At 68.4% G+C, this 20,085-nt stretch carries 19 protein-coding genes; 2 read left to right on the top strand and 17 right to left on the bottom strand.

Features of this window, described 5'->3' with window-relative positions:
* Positions 1 to 113 precede the first annotated feature (113 nt).
* The 12 genes from der to MMF98_RS10145 form a co-directional block, all read right to left on the bottom strand.
* Complete coding sequence (gene der, locus MMF98_RS10090; protein WP_243306145.1) at positions 114 to 1,457, bottom strand: ribosome biogenesis GTPase Der; 1,344 nt, start codon at positions 1,455 to 1,457, stop codon at positions 114 to 116.
* Positions 1,458 to 1,498: 41 nt separating this feature from the next.
* On the bottom strand, positions 1,499 to 2,635 hold the full coding sequence (gene bamB / locus MMF98_RS10095) for an outer membrane protein assembly factor BamB (protein ID WP_243306146.1): 1,137 nt from the start codon (positions 2,633 to 2,635) through the stop codon (positions 1,499 to 1,501).
* 5 nt (positions 2,636 to 2,640) lie between these two features.
* Positions 2,641 to 3,339 (bottom strand): YfgM family protein, encoded by a 699-nt coding sequence (locus tag MMF98_RS10100; RefSeq protein ID WP_243306147.1) that lies wholly within the window; start codon positions 3,337 to 3,339, stop codon positions 2,641 to 2,643.
* 13 nt (positions 3,340 to 3,352) lie between these two features.
* Positions 3,353 to 4,648, bottom strand: a complete 1,296-nt coding sequence (gene hisS / locus MMF98_RS10105; RefSeq protein ID WP_243306148.1) for a histidine--tRNA ligase — start codon at positions 4,646 to 4,648, stop codon at positions 3,353 to 3,355.
* An 11-nt stretch (positions 4,649 to 4,659) separates the two neighbouring features.
* Positions 4,660 to 5,931, bottom strand: a complete 1,272-nt coding sequence (ispG, locus tag MMF98_RS10110) for a flavodoxin-dependent (E)-4-hydroxy-3-methylbut-2-enyl-diphosphate synthase (protein ID WP_243306149.1) — start codon at positions 5,929 to 5,931, stop codon at positions 4,660 to 4,662.
* Positions 5,931 to 6,902 carry a helix-turn-helix domain-containing protein gene (locus MMF98_RS10115; protein ID WP_243306150.1) on the bottom strand — a complete coding sequence of 324 codons (972 nt, stop codon included), beginning with the start codon at positions 6,900 to 6,902 and terminating at the stop codon, positions 5,931 to 5,933. Before MMF98_RS10115 ends, ispG begins: the two co-directional genes overlap by 1 nt.
* Positions 6,895 to 7,731, bottom strand: a complete 837-nt coding sequence (gene pilW, locus MMF98_RS10120) for a type IV pilus biogenesis/stability protein PilW (protein WP_243306151.1) — start codon at positions 7,729 to 7,731, stop codon at positions 6,895 to 6,897. Before pilW ends, MMF98_RS10115 begins: the two co-directional genes overlap by 8 nt.
* A gap of 3 nt (positions 7,732 to 7,734) precedes the next feature.
* A complete protein-coding gene (gene rlmN / locus MMF98_RS10125) occupies positions 7,735 to 8,880 on the bottom strand; it encodes a dual-specificity RNA methyltransferase RlmN (RefSeq protein WP_243306152.1) in 1,146 nt (381 codons plus the stop codon).
* Positions 8,881 to 8,894: 14 nt separating this feature from the next.
* On the bottom strand, positions 8,895 to 9,320 hold the full coding sequence (gene ndk, locus MMF98_RS10130) for a nucleoside-diphosphate kinase (protein WP_243306153.1): 426 nt from the start codon (positions 9,318 to 9,320) through the stop codon (positions 8,895 to 8,897).
* 146 nt (positions 9,321 to 9,466) lie between these two features.
* The gene (locus MMF98_RS10135) at positions 9,467 to 10,906 is read right to left on the bottom strand and encodes a pseudouridine synthase (RefSeq protein WP_423837589.1); all 1,440 of its coding nucleotides are present in this window, start codon (positions 10,904 to 10,906) and stop codon (positions 9,467 to 9,469) included.
* On the bottom strand, positions 10,903 to 11,583 hold the full coding sequence (gene scpB / locus MMF98_RS10140; protein WP_423837590.1) for an SMC-Scp complex subunit ScpB: 681 nt from the start codon (positions 11,581 to 11,583) through the stop codon (positions 10,903 to 10,905). The genes MMF98_RS10135 and scpB overlap by 4 nt, the downstream gene beginning before the upstream one ends.
* Positions 11,584 to 11,705: 122 nt before the next feature.
* Positions 11,706 to 12,719 (bottom strand): RluA family pseudouridine synthase, encoded by a 1,014-nt coding sequence (locus tag MMF98_RS10145; protein WP_423837591.1) that lies wholly within the window; start codon positions 12,717 to 12,719, stop codon positions 11,706 to 11,708.
* A 14-nt stretch (positions 12,720 to 12,733) separates the two neighbouring features.
* Here MMF98_RS10145 and MMF98_RS10150 point away from each other — a divergent pair, with 14 nt between their 5' ends.
* Positions 12,734 to 13,540 (top strand): outer membrane protein assembly factor BamD, encoded by an 807-nt coding sequence (locus tag MMF98_RS10150; RefSeq protein ID WP_243306155.1) that lies wholly within the window; start codon positions 12,734 to 12,736, stop codon positions 13,538 to 13,540.
* Here MMF98_RS10150 and yoaA read toward each other — a convergent pair.
* Both yoaA and MMF98_RS10160 read right to left on the bottom strand, forming a co-directional pair.
* On the bottom strand, positions 13,503 to 15,530 hold the full coding sequence (gene yoaA, locus MMF98_RS10155; protein WP_243306156.1) for a DNA repair helicase YoaA: 2,028 nt from the start codon (positions 15,528 to 15,530) through the stop codon (positions 13,503 to 13,505). The two genes, MMF98_RS10150 and yoaA, sit on opposite strands and share 38 nt — an antisense overlap.
* 91 nt (positions 15,531 to 15,621) lie before the next feature.
* Positions 15,622 to 15,825 (bottom strand): YdcH family protein, encoded by a 204-nt coding sequence (locus tag MMF98_RS10160; RefSeq protein ID WP_243307365.1) that lies wholly within the window; start codon positions 15,823 to 15,825, stop codon positions 15,622 to 15,624.
* Between the two features lie 108 nt (positions 15,826 to 15,933).
* On the opposite strand from MMF98_RS10160, the gene MMF98_RS10165 reads away from it, so the two are divergent.
* Positions 15,934 to 16,740, top strand: coding sequence for a PP2C family protein-serine/threonine phosphatase (locus MMF98_RS10165; protein WP_243306157.1), 807 nt, complete (start codon positions 15,934 to 15,936; stop codon positions 16,738 to 16,740).
* A gap of 13 nt (positions 16,741 to 16,753) precedes the next feature.
* On the opposite strand, the gene MMF98_RS10170 is transcribed toward MMF98_RS10165, so the two are convergent.
* The 3 genes from MMF98_RS10170 to lpdA form a co-directional block, all read right to left on the bottom strand.
* A complete protein-coding gene (locus MMF98_RS10170; protein ID WP_243306158.1) occupies positions 16,754 to 17,401 on the bottom strand; it encodes a hypothetical protein in 648 nt (215 codons plus the stop codon).
* On the bottom strand, positions 17,398 to 18,495 hold the full coding sequence (gene zapE / locus MMF98_RS10175) for a cell division protein ZapE (protein WP_243306159.1): 1,098 nt from the start codon (positions 18,493 to 18,495) through the stop codon (positions 17,398 to 17,400). The genes MMF98_RS10170 and zapE overlap by 4 nt, the downstream gene beginning before the upstream one ends.
* A gap of 79 nt (positions 18,496 to 18,574) precedes the next feature.
* A complete protein-coding gene (gene lpdA / locus MMF98_RS10180) occupies positions 18,575 to 20,032 on the bottom strand; it encodes a dihydrolipoyl dehydrogenase (RefSeq protein WP_243306160.1) in 1,458 nt (485 codons plus the stop codon).
* Positions 20,033 to 20,085 lie beyond the last annotated feature (53 nt).

A 20,085-nucleotide genomic window follows, 5' to 3' on the forward strand; every position in this document is an offset into this window, starting at 1 on the left:
TCAGAAAATGTTGTTGGAAAGCGCCACCTTACCACAGGGGGCGGTTGCCACCGGAAAATAGCGGCCCAATTCCACAAGGAATTTACGGAACTGGCCGATCCGTCAACGGGCCGTCAGGCGCCGTCCTTGCCGGCGTAGGGGTTGTGCGAGGTTTTCATCTCGATGCGCAGCGGCGTGCCGACCAGGTTGAACTCCTTGCGGAAGCGCCCTTCGAGAAACCGCTTGTAAGCCTCGGTGACATGTTCGAGGGAATTGCCGTGGATCACGATCACCGGCGGATTCATGCCGCCCTGGTGGGCGTAGCGCATCTTCGGGCGGAACATGCCGGAACGCTGGGGCGTCTGGAACTGGACCGCCTCGAGCAGCAGCCGGGTCAGCACCGGCGTCGACATCTTGCAGGTGGCCGACTTGTGCGCCTGCGCGATGGCGCCCCACAGCGGCCCCAGACCCTGGCGCTTCTTGGCGGAGATGAAGTGCAGGTCGGCGAACTTCAGGAACGCCAGCCGGCTCTCGATCGAGCGCTGCAGCAGCTCGCGCTGGTAGCTGTCCACCGCGTCCCACTTGTTGATCGCCAGCACCACGGCGCGGCCGGATTCGAGGATGTAGCCGGCGATGTGCGCATCCTGGTCGGTCACCCCCTGGGTGGCGTCCAGCAGCAGCAGCACGACGTTGGCCGATTCGATGGCCTGCAGCGTCTTGACCACCGAGAACTTCTCGATCGCCTCGAACACCCGGCCCTTGCGGCGCAGGCCGGCCGTGTCGATCAGCTCGAACTTCTGCCCGTTGCGCTCGAACGGCACCGTGATGGCGTCGCGCGTGGTGCCGGGCAGGTCGAACGCCACCAGGCGCTCCTCGCCCAGCCAGGTGTTGATGAGGGTCGATTTGCCGACGTTCGGGCGGCCCGCCACGGCCAGCTTGATGACGCCGCCATCAGCCTCTGCGGCGTCCTCGTCGGGCTCGGGCAGGCCCAGCGGCGCCAGCGCGAGCTCGACCAGGCTGCGGATGCCCTGGCCGTGAGCGGCCGAAACGGGGTGCACCTCGCCCAGGCCGAGCTCGAAGAACTCGGTCAGCTGCACGCCCTCGGTCATGCCTTCGGCCTTGTTGGCCACCAGCACGCAGGGCTTGCCCAGGCGGCGCAGCTCGTTGGCGATGTCGTGGTCCTGCGCCGACAAGCCGGCGCGGGCGTCCACCACGAAGATCACGACGTCGGCCTCGGCCACGGCCTGGCGGGTCTGCTTGGCCATCTCCTTGAAGATGCCGCTGGCCGCGTCGGGCTCGAAGCCGCCGGTGTCGATGACGATGTATTCGTGCTTGCCCTGCTTGCCGTTGCCGTAATGGCGGTCGCGCGTCAGGCCGGCGAAGTCGGCCACGATGGCGTCGCGCGACTTGGTCAGGCGGTTGAACAGCGTCGATTTACCGACATTGGGGCGGCCCACGAGGGCCAGGACGGGTTTCATGAACGGCCTTTGAGCGGGCGGAAAAACATCATTGCCGGCGGCTACTCCGGCTGGAAGCCATAGATGCCGCCATTGCGGGTCGCCACCACCAGGGTGTCGCCGGCCAGCGCCGGCGCCGCCGCGATGGCCGAGCCGTCGGTGGTCAGGCGGTTCAGGGGGGAGCCGTCCTCACGCGACAGCAGGTGCACCAGCCCGGTGTTGTCGCCCACCACCACGGAACGGCCGACCAGCAGCGGCGCGGTCAGGCCGCGGTACTGCAGCCGCTCGGAGGACCAGACGCGCTCGCCGTCGGCGCGGCGCCAGGCGACGACCTTGCCGTCCGCCTCGGTGCCGAACACCTGGCGCTCGTCGCCGTGGATGCCTTCGGAGCCACTGGCGGGCTTGCTCCACAGCACGGAGCCGCGCGCGGCATCGACACAGCCCACGCTGGCCTGGAAGGCGCGTGCGCAGACCACGTCGCCCACGCGGCTGACGCGCCCGACCATGTCGACCAGGCGCTCCACGTCATTGGTGCCGCGCGGCGAAGCCAGCGGCGCTTCCCAGCGCACGCTGCCGTTGAGCGGGTTCATGCCCACCAGCCGGCCCGACAGGCCCACCACCAGGGTGTCGCCCACGGCCAGCATGACGCCGGCCTGGCGCAGCACCAGGGGTTCGCTGGGGCGCCGCTGCGTCCACAGCCGGCGGCCGCTCTGACCGTCGAAAGCGCTGACGGAACGGTCGGCCGCCAGGACGAAGACGCGCCCGCCCGCCACGAAGGGCGCGGTATAGGCCTGCGCCGCGAGTTTCTGCCGCCATAATTCGCGCCCGGCGTCCAGGACGACGACCTCATTGGCGCGCGTCACCACGGCGGCCAGCCGGCCGTCGCTGCCCACCCCGGCTGCGATCGGAGTGCCGATGCTGGTGCGCCACAGGTCGCGCCCGGTGCGGGCGTCGATCGCCGCCACCGTGCCGTCGGCGCTGGCCACCGTCGCGGTGCTGCCATTGACATGGATGTCCAGGGGAAAGGCCACCTCGCCGATCTTGGCGCTCCACGACAGCCGCACGCCGATCAGTGCCGCGTTGGGCGCCAGCTCGGCCGGTTTCGGCTTGTCGGCTCCGCTCGAGCAGGCGGCCAGGATTGCTATCATTCCGATAGCAGCCAATGTCCGGGTGACGCGGACATCGGGCACAAATCGCATGAATTTCACGGTTTTTCCCCTGCGGCGGAGCCGGACGCGGCCGGCGCGACAGCGGCGGAAGCCCGGGGGTCCACGCCCAGCGCATTGAGCTTGACCTCGACCAGCCGGCGGTACTCGCTACGCTCGTCGAAGCCCTTGTAGGCCTTCTCGTAGTCGGCCCGGGCTTCGGCCTTCTTGCCCTGCAGCACCAGGATGTCGCCCCTGCGGTCGGCCACCAGGGCCTCGAAGTCCTTGGGGAACGAGCCGGAGAGCTGCTTGAGGGCCTCGTCGTAGGCCTTGGTCTCGAGCAGCAGGCCCGCCAGCCGCAGCCGGGCGAGCGCCTGGTAGCCTTCGTCCGAGGCCTTGTCGGCCACCCACGCCAGGGCCGAGCGGCTCGCCTCCACATTGCCCTTGTCGTAGAAGGTCTTGGCCGCCAGCAGGCCCGCCTGCTGGGCGAAGGCGGTGCCGCCGTACTTGTCCTTCATGTCGCCCAGGGCCCGCTCCAGCCGGGACAGGTCGCCGGACTGGGCGGCGCGCTCGACTTCGTCGTACATCGCCGAGGCCTGCGCCGCCTGGCTGCGCTGCCAGTACTGGTAGCCGTTCCAGGCCGCAAACGAGCCGAACACCACAATCAGCACCCAGGTGATGAGATTGCCGTATTGACGCCAGAAATGCTTGAGCTGGTCGAGCTGTTCTTGTTCTTCGAGATCGAGATGTTTTGCCATGGGACGTATCGGTTTAAGCCAGCGATTGTAGGGTGGGCGCCCAGGCCGCAGCCTCGGCGAGCGGTCGCGCGATCTGGGCGCCACCGCCGTCGCGCAGGGATTTGACGGTCACCAGACCCTGGGCCAGCTCGTCGGCGCCGAAGATCAGCGCATGGCGCGCGCCGCTGGCGTCGGCCTTCTTGAACTGCGACTTCATGCTGCCCATGCCCTCCCCCGTGCCCGCATGCATCTGCACGCTGGCGCCTGCGGCGCGCAGCGCCTCGCAGGTGACCATGGCCACGGGCATAGCCTCGGCCGAGGGCACGATGGCGTAGGCGTCGGGGGCGCTCGCGGGCGGCTGCACGCCGACCGCCTCGAGCAGCAGCAGCATGCGCTCCACGCCCATGCCCCAGCCGACCGCCGGCGTCGGCTTGCCGCCGAGCTGCTCGAACAGGCCGTCATAGCGGCCGCCGCCGCAGACCGTGCCCTGCGAGCCGAGCTTGTCGGTGATCCACTCGAACACGGTGAGGTTGTAGTAGTCCATGCCGCGCACCAGGCGCGGGTTGATGCGGTAGGCCAGTCCGGCCGCGTCGAGCACCGCGCGCACCGCGTTCAGGTGAGCCAGCGATGCCTCGCCGAGGAAGTCCATCAGCTGCGGCGCCGCCTCCACGATGGCCTGCATGGCCGGGTTCTTCGTGTCGAGGATGCGCAGCGGATTGCTGTGCAGCCGCCGCCGGGCGTCCTCGTCCAGCACATCGGCATGCGCCTCGAAGTGCGCGATCAGCGCGGCCCGGTGCGCCATGCGCTCGCTGGGCTGGCCCAGGCTGTTGAGTTCGAGCCGCACATGCTCCATCGGGATGCCGAGGTCGCGCAGCAACGCGCGGCACATCAGGATCTGCTCGGCATCGACATCCGGCCCGGCAAAGCCCAGCGCCTCGACGTCGATCTGGTGGAACTGGCGGTAGCGCCCCTTCTGCGGCCGTTCATGGCGGAACAGCGACACCGCGGACCAGACCCGCATCGGCCCGTTGTACAGCGCGTTGTGCTCGATCATGGCGCGCACGATGCCGGCGGTGGCCTCGGGACGCAGCGTGAGCCTGTCGCCGTTCATCGAGTCCTCGAAGGAGTACATCTCCTTCTCGACGATGTCGGTCACCTCGCCCAGGCCGCGCACGAACAGCGCCGTTGGCTCGACGATGGGCGTGCGCACGTTGGCATAGGCATAGCGCGCCATCAGCGCGCGCACCTTGGACTCGAACCACTCCCAGCGCGCCGAATCGGGCGGCAAAATGTCATTCATGCCTTTGACGGCAGATAGTTTCTCAGCCATGGATTTCTTCTTCAGGCGATTTCGGCGATGTGTTCGCCAAAGCGCTTTTCGATGTAGTTTTCGACAATCTGGTGGAATTCGCTGGCGATGTTCTCGCCACGCAGCGTGAGCGCCTTCTCGCCGTCGATGAACACCGGCGCGGCCGGCGCCTCGCCGGTGCCCGGCAGGCTGATGCCGATGTCGGCATGCTTGCTCTCGCCGGGGCCGTTGACGATGCAGCCCATCACGGCCACCTTCATCTTCTCGACGCCCGGGTACTTGGCGCGCCAGACCGGCATCTGCGCGCGCAGGTAGTCGTCGATCTGCTTGGCCAGTTCCTGGAAGGTGGTGCTGGTGGTGCGGCCGCAGCCCGGGCAGGCCGTGACGCTGGGCACGAAGCTGCGCAGGCCCAGGGCCTGCAGAATCTCGGAGGCGATCACCACTTCCTGCGTGCGCGATTCGCCCGGCTGCGGCGTGAGCGAGACGCGGATGGTGTCGCCGATGCCTTCCTGCAGCAGGATGCCGAGCGCCACCGACGACGCCGCCGTGCCCTTGGTACCCATGCCGGCCTCGGTCAGGCCCAGGTGCAGCGCATAGTCGCAACGGCGGGCCAGCTCGCGGTAGACCGAGATCAGGTCCTGCACGCCGCTGACCTTGCAGCTCAGGATGATCTGGCGGCCGTCCATGCCCATCGATTCGGCGAGTTTGGCGGAGTCGATGGCCGAGGTGATCAGCGCCTCGTACATCACCGACTTGGCGTCCCAGGGCTCGGCGCGCTGGCTGTTGGTGTCCATCAGGCTGGCCAGCAGCTCCTGGTCGAGGCTGCCCCAGTTGACGCCGATGCGCACCGGCTTGTTCCAGCGCACCGCGGCTTCGATCATCTGGCCGAACTGGCGGTCCTTCTTGTCGCCCTTGCCCACGTTGCCGGGGTTGATGCGGTACTTGCTCAGCGCCTCGGCGCAGGCCGGGTAGTCGGTCAGCAGGCGGTGGCCGTTGTAGTGGAAGTCGCCGATCAGCGGCACGTCGATGCCCATGCGGTCGAGCTGCTCGCGGATGTAGGGCACCTGGGCGGCGGCCTCGGGCGTGTTGACGGTGATGCGAACCATCTCGGAACCCGCGATCGCGAGCTCTTTGACCTGGATGGCGGTGCCGATGGCGTCCACCGTGTCGGTGTTGGTCATGGACTGCACGCGCACGGGCGCATCGCCGCCGACCGTGACGACACGGGAACCCCAGGCCACGCTGGACTGGCGGGAGCGCCGCGCCTTGGGCGCTGCCGGTTCGATGGGCAGGCAGGGTTCCATCACTTCACCTCGAAACGTGCCACGTTGTCGCGGGCCAGGGGCACGAGATCCAGCGGCTTGCCGCGCACTTCCACCTGGGTGGAGTCGGCCCGGCCGACGATGACGGACAGCGGCAGCGCACCGGAGGCGCCGACGGTCTCGCCGGACGCCATGATCCTGCGCAGCGGCACCGTGCCCTTGGCATCGGTGACCTCGACCCAGGACTCGCCGCGGGCCTTGAACACCACGATGCCGGAGGTTGCTGCGGGCATGGCGGCCGCGGCGACGGCCGGCGGCGCGGCGACGGCCGCAGACGCCGATGGCAGCGGAGCACCCGCCGTAGAGGCCGCCGCAACGGCGGGCGCAGCAGGCGTGGCCGCTGCCGGGAGTTTGGACTGCCCCGCGCCGGCCTCGGCTTCATCGGGGAGCCGGGCCGCGGCAGGGAGCGCTGCCGCCGCCGCAGCGGCGGAGTCCGCCACGGCCGGCAGCGGCTGCTCGGGCACCGCGGCCGCCACAGGCGGCTCATCGCGCGGCGCCGGCATGGCAGGCAGGAGCAGCAACACCAGGGCCGCCAGCAGCAAGGCCAGCACGGCCAGCAGGCCCGGCCGCGACAGCGAGCCCCACAGGCTGGGGCGCGGGGCATCGCTGGGCGCGCGGTAAGGCGCGTTGAGGCCGGACTGATCGAGCTTCAGCAGCGGCGCGCCCAGTTGCGGCAGCCGGTCCAGAATGGGCGCAGGGTCGGCCTTGAGCGTGCGGCAGACGCTGGACGCCAGGGCGCGAACGAACACGGCGTCGGGCAGCAGGTCGAGGCGGCCCGCTTCCAGCGCCTCCAGTTTCTTCACCGGCACCTTGAGCGACACCGCCAGCGCGGCGATATGCAGGCCCGCGGCTTCCCGCGCCTGGCGCAGCAGCGCCCCCGCCGCCACGGCGGATTCCATCACCGGCGTCAGGGCTGCGGACGGGTCCGCCATCGAGGCAGCAGACTCATTCATCGAAAGTCCCCCGATCGTACGCCGCGAGTTCCTTCGATTGGGGATAGCGCTTCTTGAGCTGCTCCACCAGTTGCTGCATGGCTTCACGGTTCTCCATGCGTCGCTCCACCTTGACGCCCAGCCACAGCGACTCGGCATTGGCCAGTTCGCTGTTGTTCAGGCGCCGGATGTAGAACTGGGCGCGCGTGAATTCGCTGCGCTGGTACAACAGCAGGGCCAGGTTGTAGCCGGTCACCGGGTTGGCGGCGTCGAGCTCGTAGGCGCGCGACAGGCTGCGCTCGGCCTCCTCGCGCTTGCCGGCCCGGGCCTGGCACAGGCCCTGGGTCATCAGGGTCTTGGCCCGGTCGCCGTAGGTGGGGTTGGTCAGGACCTGGGCGAATGCCTGGTCGGCCTCGCTGTAGCGGGCCTGCTGGCACATCAGCCAGCCGTAGTTGTGCAGGGCATTGGCATCGCGCGGATTCAGCGAAATGGCCCGGCGAAAGCTGTCTTCCGCCATGCGCGCGTCGTTCAGGCGCATGTAGACCAGGCCGCGCAGGCTGTAGGCGTCGGCAAAGCTGGGGTCGGTGGCGATCGCCTGCTTGAGCTCGTCCAGCGCCACTGTGGTCTGGCCCTGCTCGAAATAGCCGGTGGCCAGCTCCAGGCGGATGCGCGCACGCTTGCGGGCCTCGGGCTCGTCGGAGTTCGTCACCAGGTCGGCGTGGCTGTCAGAGGCGCCCGGCCCCGAGGAATGGGACGCGCAGCCCGCCAGCCCTCCCAGCGAGACGGCGGCCAGCCATGCCCAGAAAAACCATTGCCTGGCGTGCTCCCACCCCACAGCGGACCTTTTCATGCCTCAGCTCTCCTTGGTAGCGGCCAGTGCGCCGGCCGGTTTCAACATCACGGTGCGCTGCCTAGTGATGCGTTCGCCCACGCGGGTGCGGTCTTTCACGTCCCCGGCGAGCTGGCCGCAAGCGGCATCGATATCGTCGCCGCGGGTTTTGCGCACGGTCGTCACGATACCAGCATCACTGAGGATTTTGGCGAATGCCACCACGCGGCTGTGGGGCGAGCGCGTCAGTCCGGAGGCGGGAAAAGGATTGAAGGGAATCAGGTTGAACTTGCACGACACGCCCCGCCCCGCGTGGCGCTGCACCAGGTCGATCAGCTGGTGCGCGTGCTCGGGCTGGTCGTTCACGCCGTCGAGCATGCAGTATTCGAAGGTGATAAAGTCGCGCGGCGCATGGGCCAGGTAGCGCTGGCAGGCATCGAGCAGCTCGGCCAGCGGGTACTTGCGGTTCAGCGGCACCAGGTTGTCGCGCAGCGCATCGTTGGGCGCATGCAGCGAGACGGCCAGCGCCACCGGGCAGTCCTCGCCGAGCCGGTCCATCATCGGCACCACGCCGGAGGTGGACACGGTGACGCGGCGGCGCGACAGGCCGTAGCCATGGTCGTCCAGCATGGTGCGCAATGCAGGCACCAGCGCCGCATAGTTCTGCAGCGGCTCACCCATGCCCATCATCACCACGTTGGAGATCACGCGCTCGTCGGTCTTCAGATGCCGGCGCAGGAAATGCTCGGCGAACCAGAGCTGGGCGATGATTTCGCCCGCGGTCAGGTTGCGGCTGAAGCCCTGGTGGCCGGTGGAGCAGAAGCGGCAGCCGACCGCGCAGCCGGCCTGCGACGACACGCACAGCGTGCCCCGGTCATCCTCGGGAATGAAAACGGCTTCGACGGCATTGCCGTCGCCCACGTCGAACAGCCACTTGATGGTGCCGTCGGCGGACTCGTGCTGGGTGATGACGGGCAGGCCCTGCACATGGGCCGCCGTCTTGAGCTTCTCGCGCAGCGACTTGGCCAGATCGCTCATCTGGTCGAAGTCGGAAGCGCCCTTCTGGTGGATCCAGCGGAACAGCTGGGTGGCCCGGAAGCGTTTTTCGCCGAGCCGCTCGCAGAAGGCGGCCAAACCGTCGAGGTCGTGGTCGAGCAGGTTGGCCGTCATCGCATCGGGAACGATTACCGGGAGTAAACGTTCATGCCGGGGAAGAAGAAGCCGACTTCCACCTGGGCGGTTTCGGCGGCATCGGAGCCGTGCACGGCATTGGCATCGATGCTGTCGGCGAAGTCGGCGCGGATGGTGCCCGGGGCCGCCTTCTTGGGATCGGTCGCGCCCATCAGCTCGCGGTTCTTCAGGATGGCGTTCTCGCCTTCGAGCGCCTGGATCATCACCGGGCCGGAGATCATGAAATCCACCAGGTCCTTGAAGAAGGGACGTTCCTTGTGCACGGCGTAGAAGGCTTCGGCTTCGCCGCGCGACAGGTGGGCCATCTTGGCGGCCACGATCTTCAGGCCGGCGGCCTCGAAACGGGCGTAGATCTGGCCGATCACGTTTTTCGCCACAGCGTCGGGTTTGATGATGGAAAGGGTGCGTTCGATAGCCATGATGAGTCTTTGATCCTGAACTTGTGGTTTCGATTTTTCGCCCATTGGGCAAAGCCTTGTATTTTAGCCTGCCCGGGTGATTTCCCCGTGAAATCAGGCAAAAACAATCCTGTCAGCGCGGCCGTGCGCGCCGCCTGGCGTCCGGATCAGCGGCCGCGGCCGCCACCGCCGCCCCGGCGCTGTCCGCCGCCCATGCCACCGCCGCCCCCGGGGCCGCGGCGCTGTCCCTGGCCCGGGCCTTGGCGCTGGCGCGTGAAACTGTCGGCACCGATGTAGCCGAAGGCGGTTTTCATCGGATCGGGCTGCGCATTGCCGCCCTGCCCCTGGCGGTCGCCACGGTCGGAGCGGTCCTTGCGCCGCTGGCCCTGGCCGCCGCCATTGCCGTTGCCCGCCTGGGAGGGCGGCTGGCGCTGGCCGTCGCCACGCGGCCCGCCGCTGCGCCCGCCCCGGCGGCGGTTGTTGCGATTGCCGCCGCGGCCCTGGCCTTCGGCGTCATCGGCCTGCCCGCCCGCCTGGCCGCGGCCGGCAGCCCGCTCGGCGCCGGCGGCCTGCATCAGGGCGCGGATGTCGCGCTCGTCGAGCTCCATCCAGGCCCCGCGCTTGAGCCCGCGCGGCAGCACCATGGCGCCGTAGCGGATGCGGATCAGGCGGCTCACGGCATGGCCGACCGCCTCGAACATGCGCCGCACCTCGCGGTTGCGGCCCTCGGAAATCGTCACCCGGTACCAGCAGTTGGAGCCTTCGCCACCGCCGTCCTCGATCGAGCCGAACTGGGCCATGCCGTCGTCCAGCTTCACGCCGTCCAGCAGGCGCTGCCGCTCCTCGTTGCTCAAGGCGCCGAGCACGCGCACCGCGTACTCGCGCTCCAGCCCGAAGCGCGGGTGCATGAGCTTGTTGGCCAGTTCGCCCGAGCTGGTGAACAGCAGCAGGCCTTCGGTGTTCAGGTCGAGCCGGCCGACCGACTGCCATTTGCCCTGGAACAGCTTGGGCAGCTTGCGGAACACGGTGGGCCGGTTCTGCGGATCGTCGTTCGTCACGACCTCGCCCACCGGCTTGTGGTAGGCGATCACCCGGGCCGGCGGCGGCGCGATGCGAAAGCGGATCGGCTTGCCGTTGACCTTGACGGAATCGCCGAACTGGATGCGCTGGCCGATGTGGGCCGGCTCGTTGTTGACCGAGATGCGCCCTTCCATGATGAGCTGCTCCATCTCGAGGCGCGAACCCAGCCCGGCCTGGGCCAGCACCTTGTGCAGCTTGGGCGTGTCGACCTGGGCGCCCAGCACGCGCTTGGGCGGCGCCAGCTCGGCGCTCTCCTCGTCGGCATCGAACTGGCCCGACACCACGTCGGCAAAGCGGTTGGCCTCCGGCTCGGCAGCACGCGGCGCCTCGGACGCGCGGCGGCGGCCAGGGCCGTCCTCGTCGTCTTCGTCATCCTCCTCGTCGCGGTCGTCGTCCTGCGCTTCGAGTGCTTCCTCTGCTACAGATTCCATAGCATCTCGCGGCCGCGGGACAAGGACCTGCGCCTTGTTTTCCTCAATTTCGTCGGCGGATGCCTGGGTTGCCGTGCCGGGAGTGTGTTCGTTCATGATGGGGTTCCAATGGGCCCGGCCTCGTCGCCCGAGGCGACCTCGCCGGACTCCGCCGCGGTGACCGCGGCCTCTTCCTCGTGGGGTGCGTCCGCATCGATGGGCAGGCCCGGCTGCAATGTGGCGCTCAGATGGTTCAGGGATTCCAGCACGCTGGCCTGCTGGGCCGGGTTGTCCAGCATGGGCAGCTGGTCGAGCGATTCGATGCCGAGATCGTCGAGGAACTGCCGCGTGGTGGCGAACAGCGCCGGACGGCCGACCGCCTCGCGGTGGCCGATGACCTCGACCCAGCCCCGGTCCTCGAGCTGCTTGAGGATCAGCGTGTTGATGGTGACGCCGCGGATGTCTTCCATGTCGCCGCGCGTGACCGGCTGGCGGTAGGCGATGATGGCCAGCGTCTCCAGCGTGGCGCGGGTGTACTTGGGCGGCTTCTCGGGATGCAGCCGGTCCAGGTATTCGCGCATCTCGGGCCGGCTCTGGAAGCGCCAGCCGCTGGCCACGCCGACCAGCTCGACGCCGCGCTGGGCCCAGTCGTTCTGCAGGTCCTGCAGCAGGGTCTTGATCGTGTCGGCCCCGAGTTCGTCATTGAACAGCACGCGCAGCTCGCGCACCGGCAAGGGTTGCTGCGAGCAGATCAAGGCGGTTTCGAGGACACGCTTGGCATCCGCCGTATTCATGATGTTGCGATTCCGGGAAAAGGCGCCAACAGGCGCGTTTTAGTTCGAGCGTTGCGGCCAACCGGGAAGCTGCGCAACGGGTGCCACTCCGCAGAGCGGCGGGGGCCATGGCCCTGGGGCCACTACGGTGAATTGTAACTCAGCCCCCAGGCCTGCAAGGCCCGGCTCAGATCGCCGGGCAAGGCGGCCCGGAACTCGAGCGGCTGCTGCGTGGCGGGATGGACGAACGCGAGCCGGAACGCATGCAGCGCCTGGCGCTCCAGCCCGGCGGCCGGCGCGCCGCCATACAGCGCATCGGCCACCAGCGGATGGCCGATGGACGCCATGTGGACCCGGATCTGGTGCGTGCGGCCGGTTTGCAGCGTGCAGCGCACCCAGCAGCCCTGCTCCGAATTTTGTAGCAGCTCAAGACCGGTGCTCGCGGACTTCCCGGCGTTTTTGCTCAGATCGACGACCGCCATGCGCAGCCGGTTGCGCGGATCGCGGCCGACGGGCGCCTCGACCTGCCGCTGCTCCGGCCCGGCCCACGGGCGATGCGCCAGCGCAAGATACTGCCGGCTCACCTCGCGCGCCGCGATCTGCTGCACCAGCGCATCCATCGCCGCCCGGGTGCGGGCCACCACCATCAGGCCGCTGGTGTCCTTGTCCAGCCGGTGCACGATGCCGGCGCGCGGCAGCAGCCGCGCCTGCTCGTCGCGTGCCAGCAGGCCGTTGAGCAGCGTGCCGCTCCAGTTGCCCGGCGCCGGATGCACTACCAGGCCGGCCGGCTTGTTGATGACCCGCAGGTGTTCGTCCTCGAACACCACGTCCAGCGCCATGGCTTCGGGCTTGAAGGCCTGGCTCTGCAGCGTGGGCCGCAGCTCGATCACGCCCTGGTCGCCGGCCTTGACCCGGGCCGAGGACTTGAGCGCGACCACGCCGTTCAGCGTGACGGCGCCGGCCTCGAGCAGCTGCTGCAGATGGCTGCGCGAAAATTCGGGCACCAGCTCCGCCAGCGCCCGGTCGAGGCGCTCGCCATGCTGTGCCGGCCCCACGGTCAACGGACGCCACTCGGCCTCGGCGGCCGCGTCGTCCAGGCCCTCGGCAGCCTCTTCGGCCGCGGGGTCGCTCGATATAATGAAATGGCCCTGATTCAAGAAAGATGTCCCTAATGTTTCGAGCCAAATTATCGGTTGTCCCTGCGCTGTCCGCGGTGGCCCTGGCCCTGCTGCTGTCAGCGTGCTCGAGCACCAAGGAGGACAAGACCGCCGGCTGGAGCCCGAACAAGATCTATGCCGAAGCCAAGGACGAGATGAGTTCCGGCGGCTACGACAAGGCCGTTCCGCTGCTCGAGAAGCTCGAAGGCCGCGCCGCCGGCACGCCGCTGGCGCAGCAGGCCCAGCTCGACAAGGCCTACGCCCAGTACAAGTCCAATGAGCAGGCCCAGGCCATCGCCACGCTCGACCGCTTCATGAAGCTGCACCCGTCCAGCCCGGCGCTGGACTATGCGCTGTACCTCAAGGGCATCGTCAACTTCAACGACAACCTGGGGCTGTTCTCGTTCCTGTCGCGGCAGGATCTGTCTGAGCGCGACCAGAAGGCCGCCAAGGAATCGTTCGAATCGTTCAAGGAGCTGGCGGCACGCTTCCCCGACTCGCGCTACACCCCCGACGCCCGCCAGCGCATGACCTACATCGTCAATTCGCTGGCCCAGTACGAGGTGCACGTGGCCCGCTACTACTACAGCCGCGGCGCCTACGTGGCCGCCGTCAACCGGGCCCAGATCGCGCTGGCCGACTACCGCGACGTGCCGGCGCTCGAGGAAGCCCTGTTCATCCTGTACCGCTCCTACGATGCGCTGGGCATGACCCAGTTGCGCGACGACACCAAGCGCGTGATGGAAAAGAGCTATCCCCAGAGCGAATACCTGAGCCGCGGCTTCAAGACGCGCTCGGATCCGTGGTGGCAGCTCTGGTGAGCGCATCCAGCGCCTCCTCGAATTCCGCCTGCGACTGAAGCCGCCGCATCGGCGGCAGAGCCGCCAGCAGCCGCCGCCCATAGCCCATGCCGGTCAGGCGCGTGTCGCACACCACCAGGATGCCGCGGTCCGACTCGCGCCGGATCAGCCGCCCCGCCCCCTGCTTGAGCGCCACGGCAGCTTCCGGCACGAAATAGTCCTTGAACGGGCTGCGCCCCTGTGATTCGAGCCGCTGCGAGCGGGCCTCGACCAGCGGATCGTTCGGCGGTGGAAACGGCAGCTTGTCGATGACCACCAGTTGCAGAGCATCGCCGGGCACGTCCACCCCTTCCCAGAACGACGCCGAGGCCACCAGCACGCAACCCGGCTGACCGCCGCCCGCCGCGCCCTCGCGAAAACGCTCCATCAGGCGGCGCTTGGGCCACTGCCCCTGCACCAGCACCTCCAGCTCGCCCGAGTCCGCAAACTCGGCCTGCAATGCCTCGCCGATCGCCCTGAGCGCCCGCAGCGTGGTGGTGAGCACCATGGCCCGCCCGCCCAGGCGGCGCACGGCAGCAGCCACCAGCGCAGCCACCTGCGCACTGTGGGAGGGATCGCTCGGCTTGGGCAGATGGGCCGGCACATAGAGGGCGGACTGCCGGGCGTAGTCGAACGGGCTGCCCACGCGCAGCACCTCGGCCGCGCCCAGGCCGCAGGGCTCGGTGAACCAGCGCAGGCGCTCATCGTCGCCCAGCGTGGCGGAAGTGAACACCCAGGTGCGGCCCGGCCCGCCGGCCTCAGCGCCCCCTGCATCGCGATTCAGCAGCCGCGTCTGCACCGCCTCGGCGATGTCGAGCGGCGATTCCTGCAGGCGCAGCTGCGTGCCCACATCGAGCCAGCGCACGGCCTCCGGCGCGCCAGGCCGGGCAAAGCACTCGACCCGTTCGGCCAGCAAGCCGGCCCGTTCATGCAGGCGCACGAAGTCGGGCGCGATCTCGCTCACCGTGGCCAGCCCGGCCATCGCCCGCAGGCAGGCTGCGTGAAGGGCATGCAGGGTCTCTTCCCAGGCCGCCGCAGGCACACCCTCGGGCGCCGGGCCGGCCCAGCGCAGCTTGCCGCCCAGCCCGCCCTTGCCCACCGCCAGGCGCAGGTCGCGCCCGGCGCGCTCGACGTCCGAAGCCAGCAGTTGCCAGTCCACCAGGCCGCGGGCCAGTTGCAGCCCGGTGCCCAGCAGGTCGCGGGCGAAATCGAGCACCTGGCCGGTGGTCAGGCTCGAGCCCAGGAACTGGACGCCGGTTTCGTTGAGCTGATGCGCCTCGTCGAAAATCGCCACCCGCACGGAAGGCAGCAGTTCGGCCATGCCCGATTCGCGCACCGCGAGATCGGCAAAGAACAGATGATGGTTGATGACCACCACGTCCGCGGCCAGCGCCTCGCGGCGCGCCAGGTTGACGTGGCAGGCGCGGAACTGGGGGCACTGCGCGCCGAGGCAGTTGTCGCGGGTGGACGTGACCAGGGGAATCACCGGCGAACGCTCGTCCAGCCCGGGCATCTCGGCCAGGTCGCCGGTGCGCGTGGCTTTCGACCATTGCTCGACCTTGGCCAGGGCGCGCACGGCGCCACGGTCCGGCAGCGCCGCATCGCGGCGCGCCAGTTCCATGCGATGCAGGCACAGATAGCTGCTGCGCCCCTTGAGCAGCGCGGTGCGCAATGGCAAGCCCAGGGCCTGCAGCAGACGCGGCAGATCGCGGCCATAAAGCTGGTCCTGCAGGGTCTTGGTGGCGGTGGACAGCAGGACCCGCTCACCGCTGAGCAAGGCCGGCACCAGGTAGGAGAACGTTTTGCCGACGCCCGTTCCGGCCTCCACCACCAGCAGCCCGCCCTCTTCGACGGCCCGGGCCACGGCCAGCGCCATCGCGGTCTGCCCCTCGCGTGGGCAGAACTGCTCGGCCGCGCGCGACAGCACGCCCTCGGGCGCAAACGCTTCCTCGACGAGCGACAGCAGGCTCATCGGGCGCCTCTCGCATGGATCGCTGCGTCAGCCACGGCGCGTGCGCGCCTTGCGGCGGCCGTCGTTCCGCCCCGGGGCGGCCAGGCCTTGCTCACGCGGGTTCTTTGGGATCGAGGGCCTGCTCCAGGCGCGAGATGTCGTCGCGCAGGCCGAGCCGCCTTTTTTTCAGGCGGCGCATCATGAGTTCGTCCACCGGCGTGTCGTGACCGATGCGGTCGATCAGGGCATCCAGATCGGCATGTTCGATGCGCAGCTCGATCAGGCGCCGCTCGGGGGAGTGCAGGTTGGAGTCCAAGAGGTCAATCAGGGCCATCGCGGCTGTCGTCGAGTTCGCTTGATAATACGTGTTTACCGGGAATTAATCGAGCGCGTGCGCAACAATAGGGCGTTTCGAAATTTCAATATGGCCAAAGGTTACCGACTTACCGCAGCGACCGGCATTCACAGAGGCGACCGCGAATACCAGCAGGACCAGATCGCACTGCTCAGCCACCCGCGCGTGACGGGCTGCGTGCTCGGCGTGGTTGCCGATGGCATGGGTGGCCGCAGCGGCGGCCGCAAGGCCTCCGACCAGGTCATGATGACGGCCAAGCAGCTGTTCGAGCGCTACGCCCCCGAAACCGACGATGCGCCGTCCATGCTCAAGCAATTGGTGCAGGAAGCGCACATCGTCATCAAGCTGACGGCCATCTCGGCCGAGCAGGAGCCGCACAGCACCGTGGCCGCGTTCCTGCTCAACCCCGGCGGGGACTGCCACTGGGTTCATGCCGGCGACTCCCGGATCTACCATTTCCACGCCAACAAGCTGGTCAAGCGCACACTGGACCATTCCTATGTGCAGACCCTGGTCGAGCGCGGCGAAATCACCGAGGAAGAAGCCAACATCCACCCGCAGTCCAACATCCTGATGGGCTGCCTGGGCACCGAGGACGATCCGCCGGCCGACACGCATTTCATCCCGCAGATGCGCCCCGGCGATGTGCTGATGGCGTGCAGCGACGGTGTCTGGCACTACTTCAGCCCCAATGAGCTCGGTTCGGTGCTGTCCTCGCTGTCGCCGCGGGAAGCCAGCGAATTCCTGATCGACAAGGCTCGCTCGCGCGGCCGCGGAGGCGGCGACAACCTGTCGCTGGTCATCGTGAAGCTCGAGCCCCTGGCGCCCGAACGGCCCGCGATCGCCCCGTTGCCGCCTCTGGCCGAGGGCCGCTGAACGGACGGCCGCCTCAGGGCGGCGCGGGCAGCGGATCGGAGCGGGGTTTGGTGCGCTCGGCGTTCTTCTGCAGGCGATTCGCCTTGTGCTCGGCGGCATCCTGCTGCCGGCTGTTGTAGCGCCGTGCCTCCTCGGCCGCCGAAGCCGCCTTGCTCGCGCGCGATGCGGCATGCTCGGCCTGCCCCTGCAGCTTGTCGTCGCGGGCCTGGCGCTTGCCGCCCTCGCCGGCCTGGGTTTCCGCGCGCTTGCCGGCCTTCTCGGCAGCCCGGTCCTCGCGCTTTTGCTGGTCCTCCAGGGCCTTGGCGCGCCGGTCGGCGTCCTGCTGCTGCTTTTCGGGGGACGATTTCTCCTCGATGCGCTGGATCTGCTCGGCGCCCTTGCGCTTGCGCTCGGAGTCGTTGAGCGAGATCTCCTGGCGGCGCAGATCCGCCATCGCCACCCGCCGGCGCGCCTTGGCGGCGCTCAGGCAGTCGTTGACCGAGAATTTCTTGTAACAAGCCGCCTCTTCGGCGGTGTAGGCGGCCTCGACCTTGCTGCGCTCGGCGCTGATGCGCGCCCGCTCGGCCGCCACCGGGGAGTCTTCGGCGCCGGCAGCGGCCTGCTGCCCGGCCGCGACCGTGCAGATCGCCAGCGACAACAGGGAGAACAGCAGGCGTTTCATGTCAGACGGGTATCCACCATGCGGCGCTCCAGCGCCAGGAATTCGGCCGATTGCATCTCGTTCAGGCGCGAGACGGTGCGCGGGAACTCGTGGGCCAGCGGCCCTTCCGTGTACAACGCCTGCGGCGGCACTTCGGCCGACATGATGAGCTTGACGCGCCGGTCGTAAAGCACGTCCACCAGCCAGGTGAAGCGCCGCGCCTCGGACGCCATGCGCACCGGCATGTAGGGCACGTCGCTCAGCAGCACCGTGTGGAACTGGGACGCGATCTCGAGGTAGTCGTTCTGCGAGCGCGGCCCGCCGCACAGGGTCCTGAAGTCGAACCAGACCACGCCGCCGGCCTTGCGCCGCGCCCGGATTTCGCGCGCCTCGATGTGCAGCACCGGATCTTCGTCCTGCGATTCCGCCAGCCGGTCAAAGGCCTCGCTCATCTCGGCATCGGCCTGCGGGCCCAGAGGCGTGTGGTAGAGCTTCAACTGGGACAGGGTCTGCTGGCGATAGTCCGTGCCGTTGTCCACACTGATGACTTCGAGCTTCTCGTTGAGCAAGGCGATCGCCGGCAGCAGCCGGTCGCGGTGCAGGCCGTCGGGGTAGAGATCGTCCGGCCGGAAGTTGGAGGTGGTGACGAAGCCCACGCCGTTGTCGAACAGCGCCGCCAGCAGCCGGTGCAGGATCATCGCATCGGTGATGTCGGCCACATGGAATTCGTCGAAGCAGATCAGCTTGTAGCGCAGCGCCATGCGCCGGCCCAGCTCGTCCAGCGGGTTGACCGTGCCCTGCAGCTCGGCCAGCTCGCGGTGCACCTCGCGCATGAATTCGTGGAAGTGCAGGCGCGTCTTGCGCCGGATCGGCACGGCGTTGTAGAAGCAGTCCATCAGGAAGCTCTTGCCGCGCCCGACTCCGCCGTACATGTAGACCCCGCGCGGAATATCCGGCCGGTTGATGAGCTTCTTGAGGCTGTTGGAGCGCTTTTGCTTGTAGGCCGCCCATTCGTCGGCGCAGCGCTCCAGCGCATCGACGGCACGCAGCTGCGCGGGGTCGCTCCGATAGCCCCGCGCAACCAGCTCGGCTTCATAGACCTGACGGACGTTCACGGGCGATCTTCCATTTGCTATGGATTCAATAGCACTCCATGACCGCGGGACGCGGACATGGAGCCTATTTGATTCCAAATCAGAAGTTCAGCGCGCGTTTGTCGACGGCCAAGGCAGCTTCCTTGGTCGCCTCGCTCAGCGACGGGTGCGCATGGCAGATGCGTGCGATGTCTTCGCTGCTGGCGCGGAACTCCATCGCCACCACGGCCTCGGCGATCAGCTCGCTGGCCATCGGCCCGACGATGTGCACGCCCAGTATCTCGTCGGTCGCCGCATCGGCCAGGAACTTCACCATCCCCGTGGTGTCGCCCAGCGCGCGTGCGCGGCCATTGGCCAGGAACGGGAAGGTGCCGGCCTTGTAGGCACGGCCCGAGGCCTTGAGCTGCTGCTCGGTCTGGCCGACCCAGGCGATCTCGGGGCTGGTGTAGATCACCCAGGGCACGGTGTTGAAGTTCACATGGCCGTGCTGGCCGGCAATGCGCTCGGCCACCGCCACGCCCTCTTCCTCGGCCTTGTGCGCCAGCATCGGGCCTCGCACCACGTCGCCCACCGCCCAGACGTTGGGCAGGCTGGTCTTGCAGTCGTCGTCCACCACGATGGCGCCGCGCTCGTCCAGCTTCAGGCCAATGGCCTCGGCGCCGAGGCCGATCGTGTTCGGCACGCGGCCGATCGAGACGATCAGCTTGTCCACGTCCAGGGTCTGCGCCTCGCCCTTGGCATTGGTGTAGGCCACCGACACGCCCTTCTTGCCGGCCTTGACCTCGCCGACCTTGACGCCGAGTTCGATCTTCAGGCCCTGCTTGTCGAACGCCTTCTTCGCTTCCTTGGCGATCTGCTCGTCCACCGCGCCCAGGAAGGTCGGCAGGCCTTCGAGCACCGTCACCTCGGCGCCCAGGCGGCGCCAGACCGAGCCCATCTCCAGGCCGATCACGCCCGAGCCGATCAGGCCCAGCTTCTTCGGCACCGCGCCGATGCGCAGAGCGCCGTCGTTGGACAGGATGCTCTCTTCGTCGAACGGCACGCCGGGCAGCGCGCGGGCATTGGAGCCCGTGGCCACGATGATGTGCTTGCCAATGAGCGTTTCTTCGGCGATGCCGGCGACCTTGATTTCATAGTCGCCCGTGGAACCGGAGGTTCCACCCTCACCGGGTGGAACGGCCTTCACGAAGGAGCCGCGGCCATGGAAGAAGCTGACCTTGTTCTTCTTGAACAGGTACAGGATGCCGTCGTTGTTCTGCTTGACCACGGTGTCCTTGCGGCCCAGCATCTTCGCCAGGTCGAGCCCCAGGCCCTTGACCTCGATGCCGTGATCGGCAAAGTGCTTGCCGGCGTGCTCGTAGTGCTCGGAGGACTGCAGCAGCGCCTTCGAGGGAATGCAGCCCACGTTGGTGCAGGTGCCGCCCGGCGCCGGGCCGCCCTTGTCGTTCTTCCACTCGTCGATGCAGGCCACGTTGAAGCCGAGTTGCGCGGCGCGGATGGCGGCAATGTAGCCGCCGGGGCCGCCGCCGATGACGATCACGTCAAAGTTCTTGCTCATGATTTCCAGTCAGTTCGAGGCGGGGCGCGGTGTTGCCGCGCCCTGCCCCGCAA

Origin of the sequence: Variovorax terrae (assembly GCF_022809125.1) — a bacterium.
Classification (GTDB): Bacteria; Pseudomonadota; Gammaproteobacteria; order Burkholderiales; family Burkholderiaceae_C; genus Variovorax_A; species Variovorax_A terrae.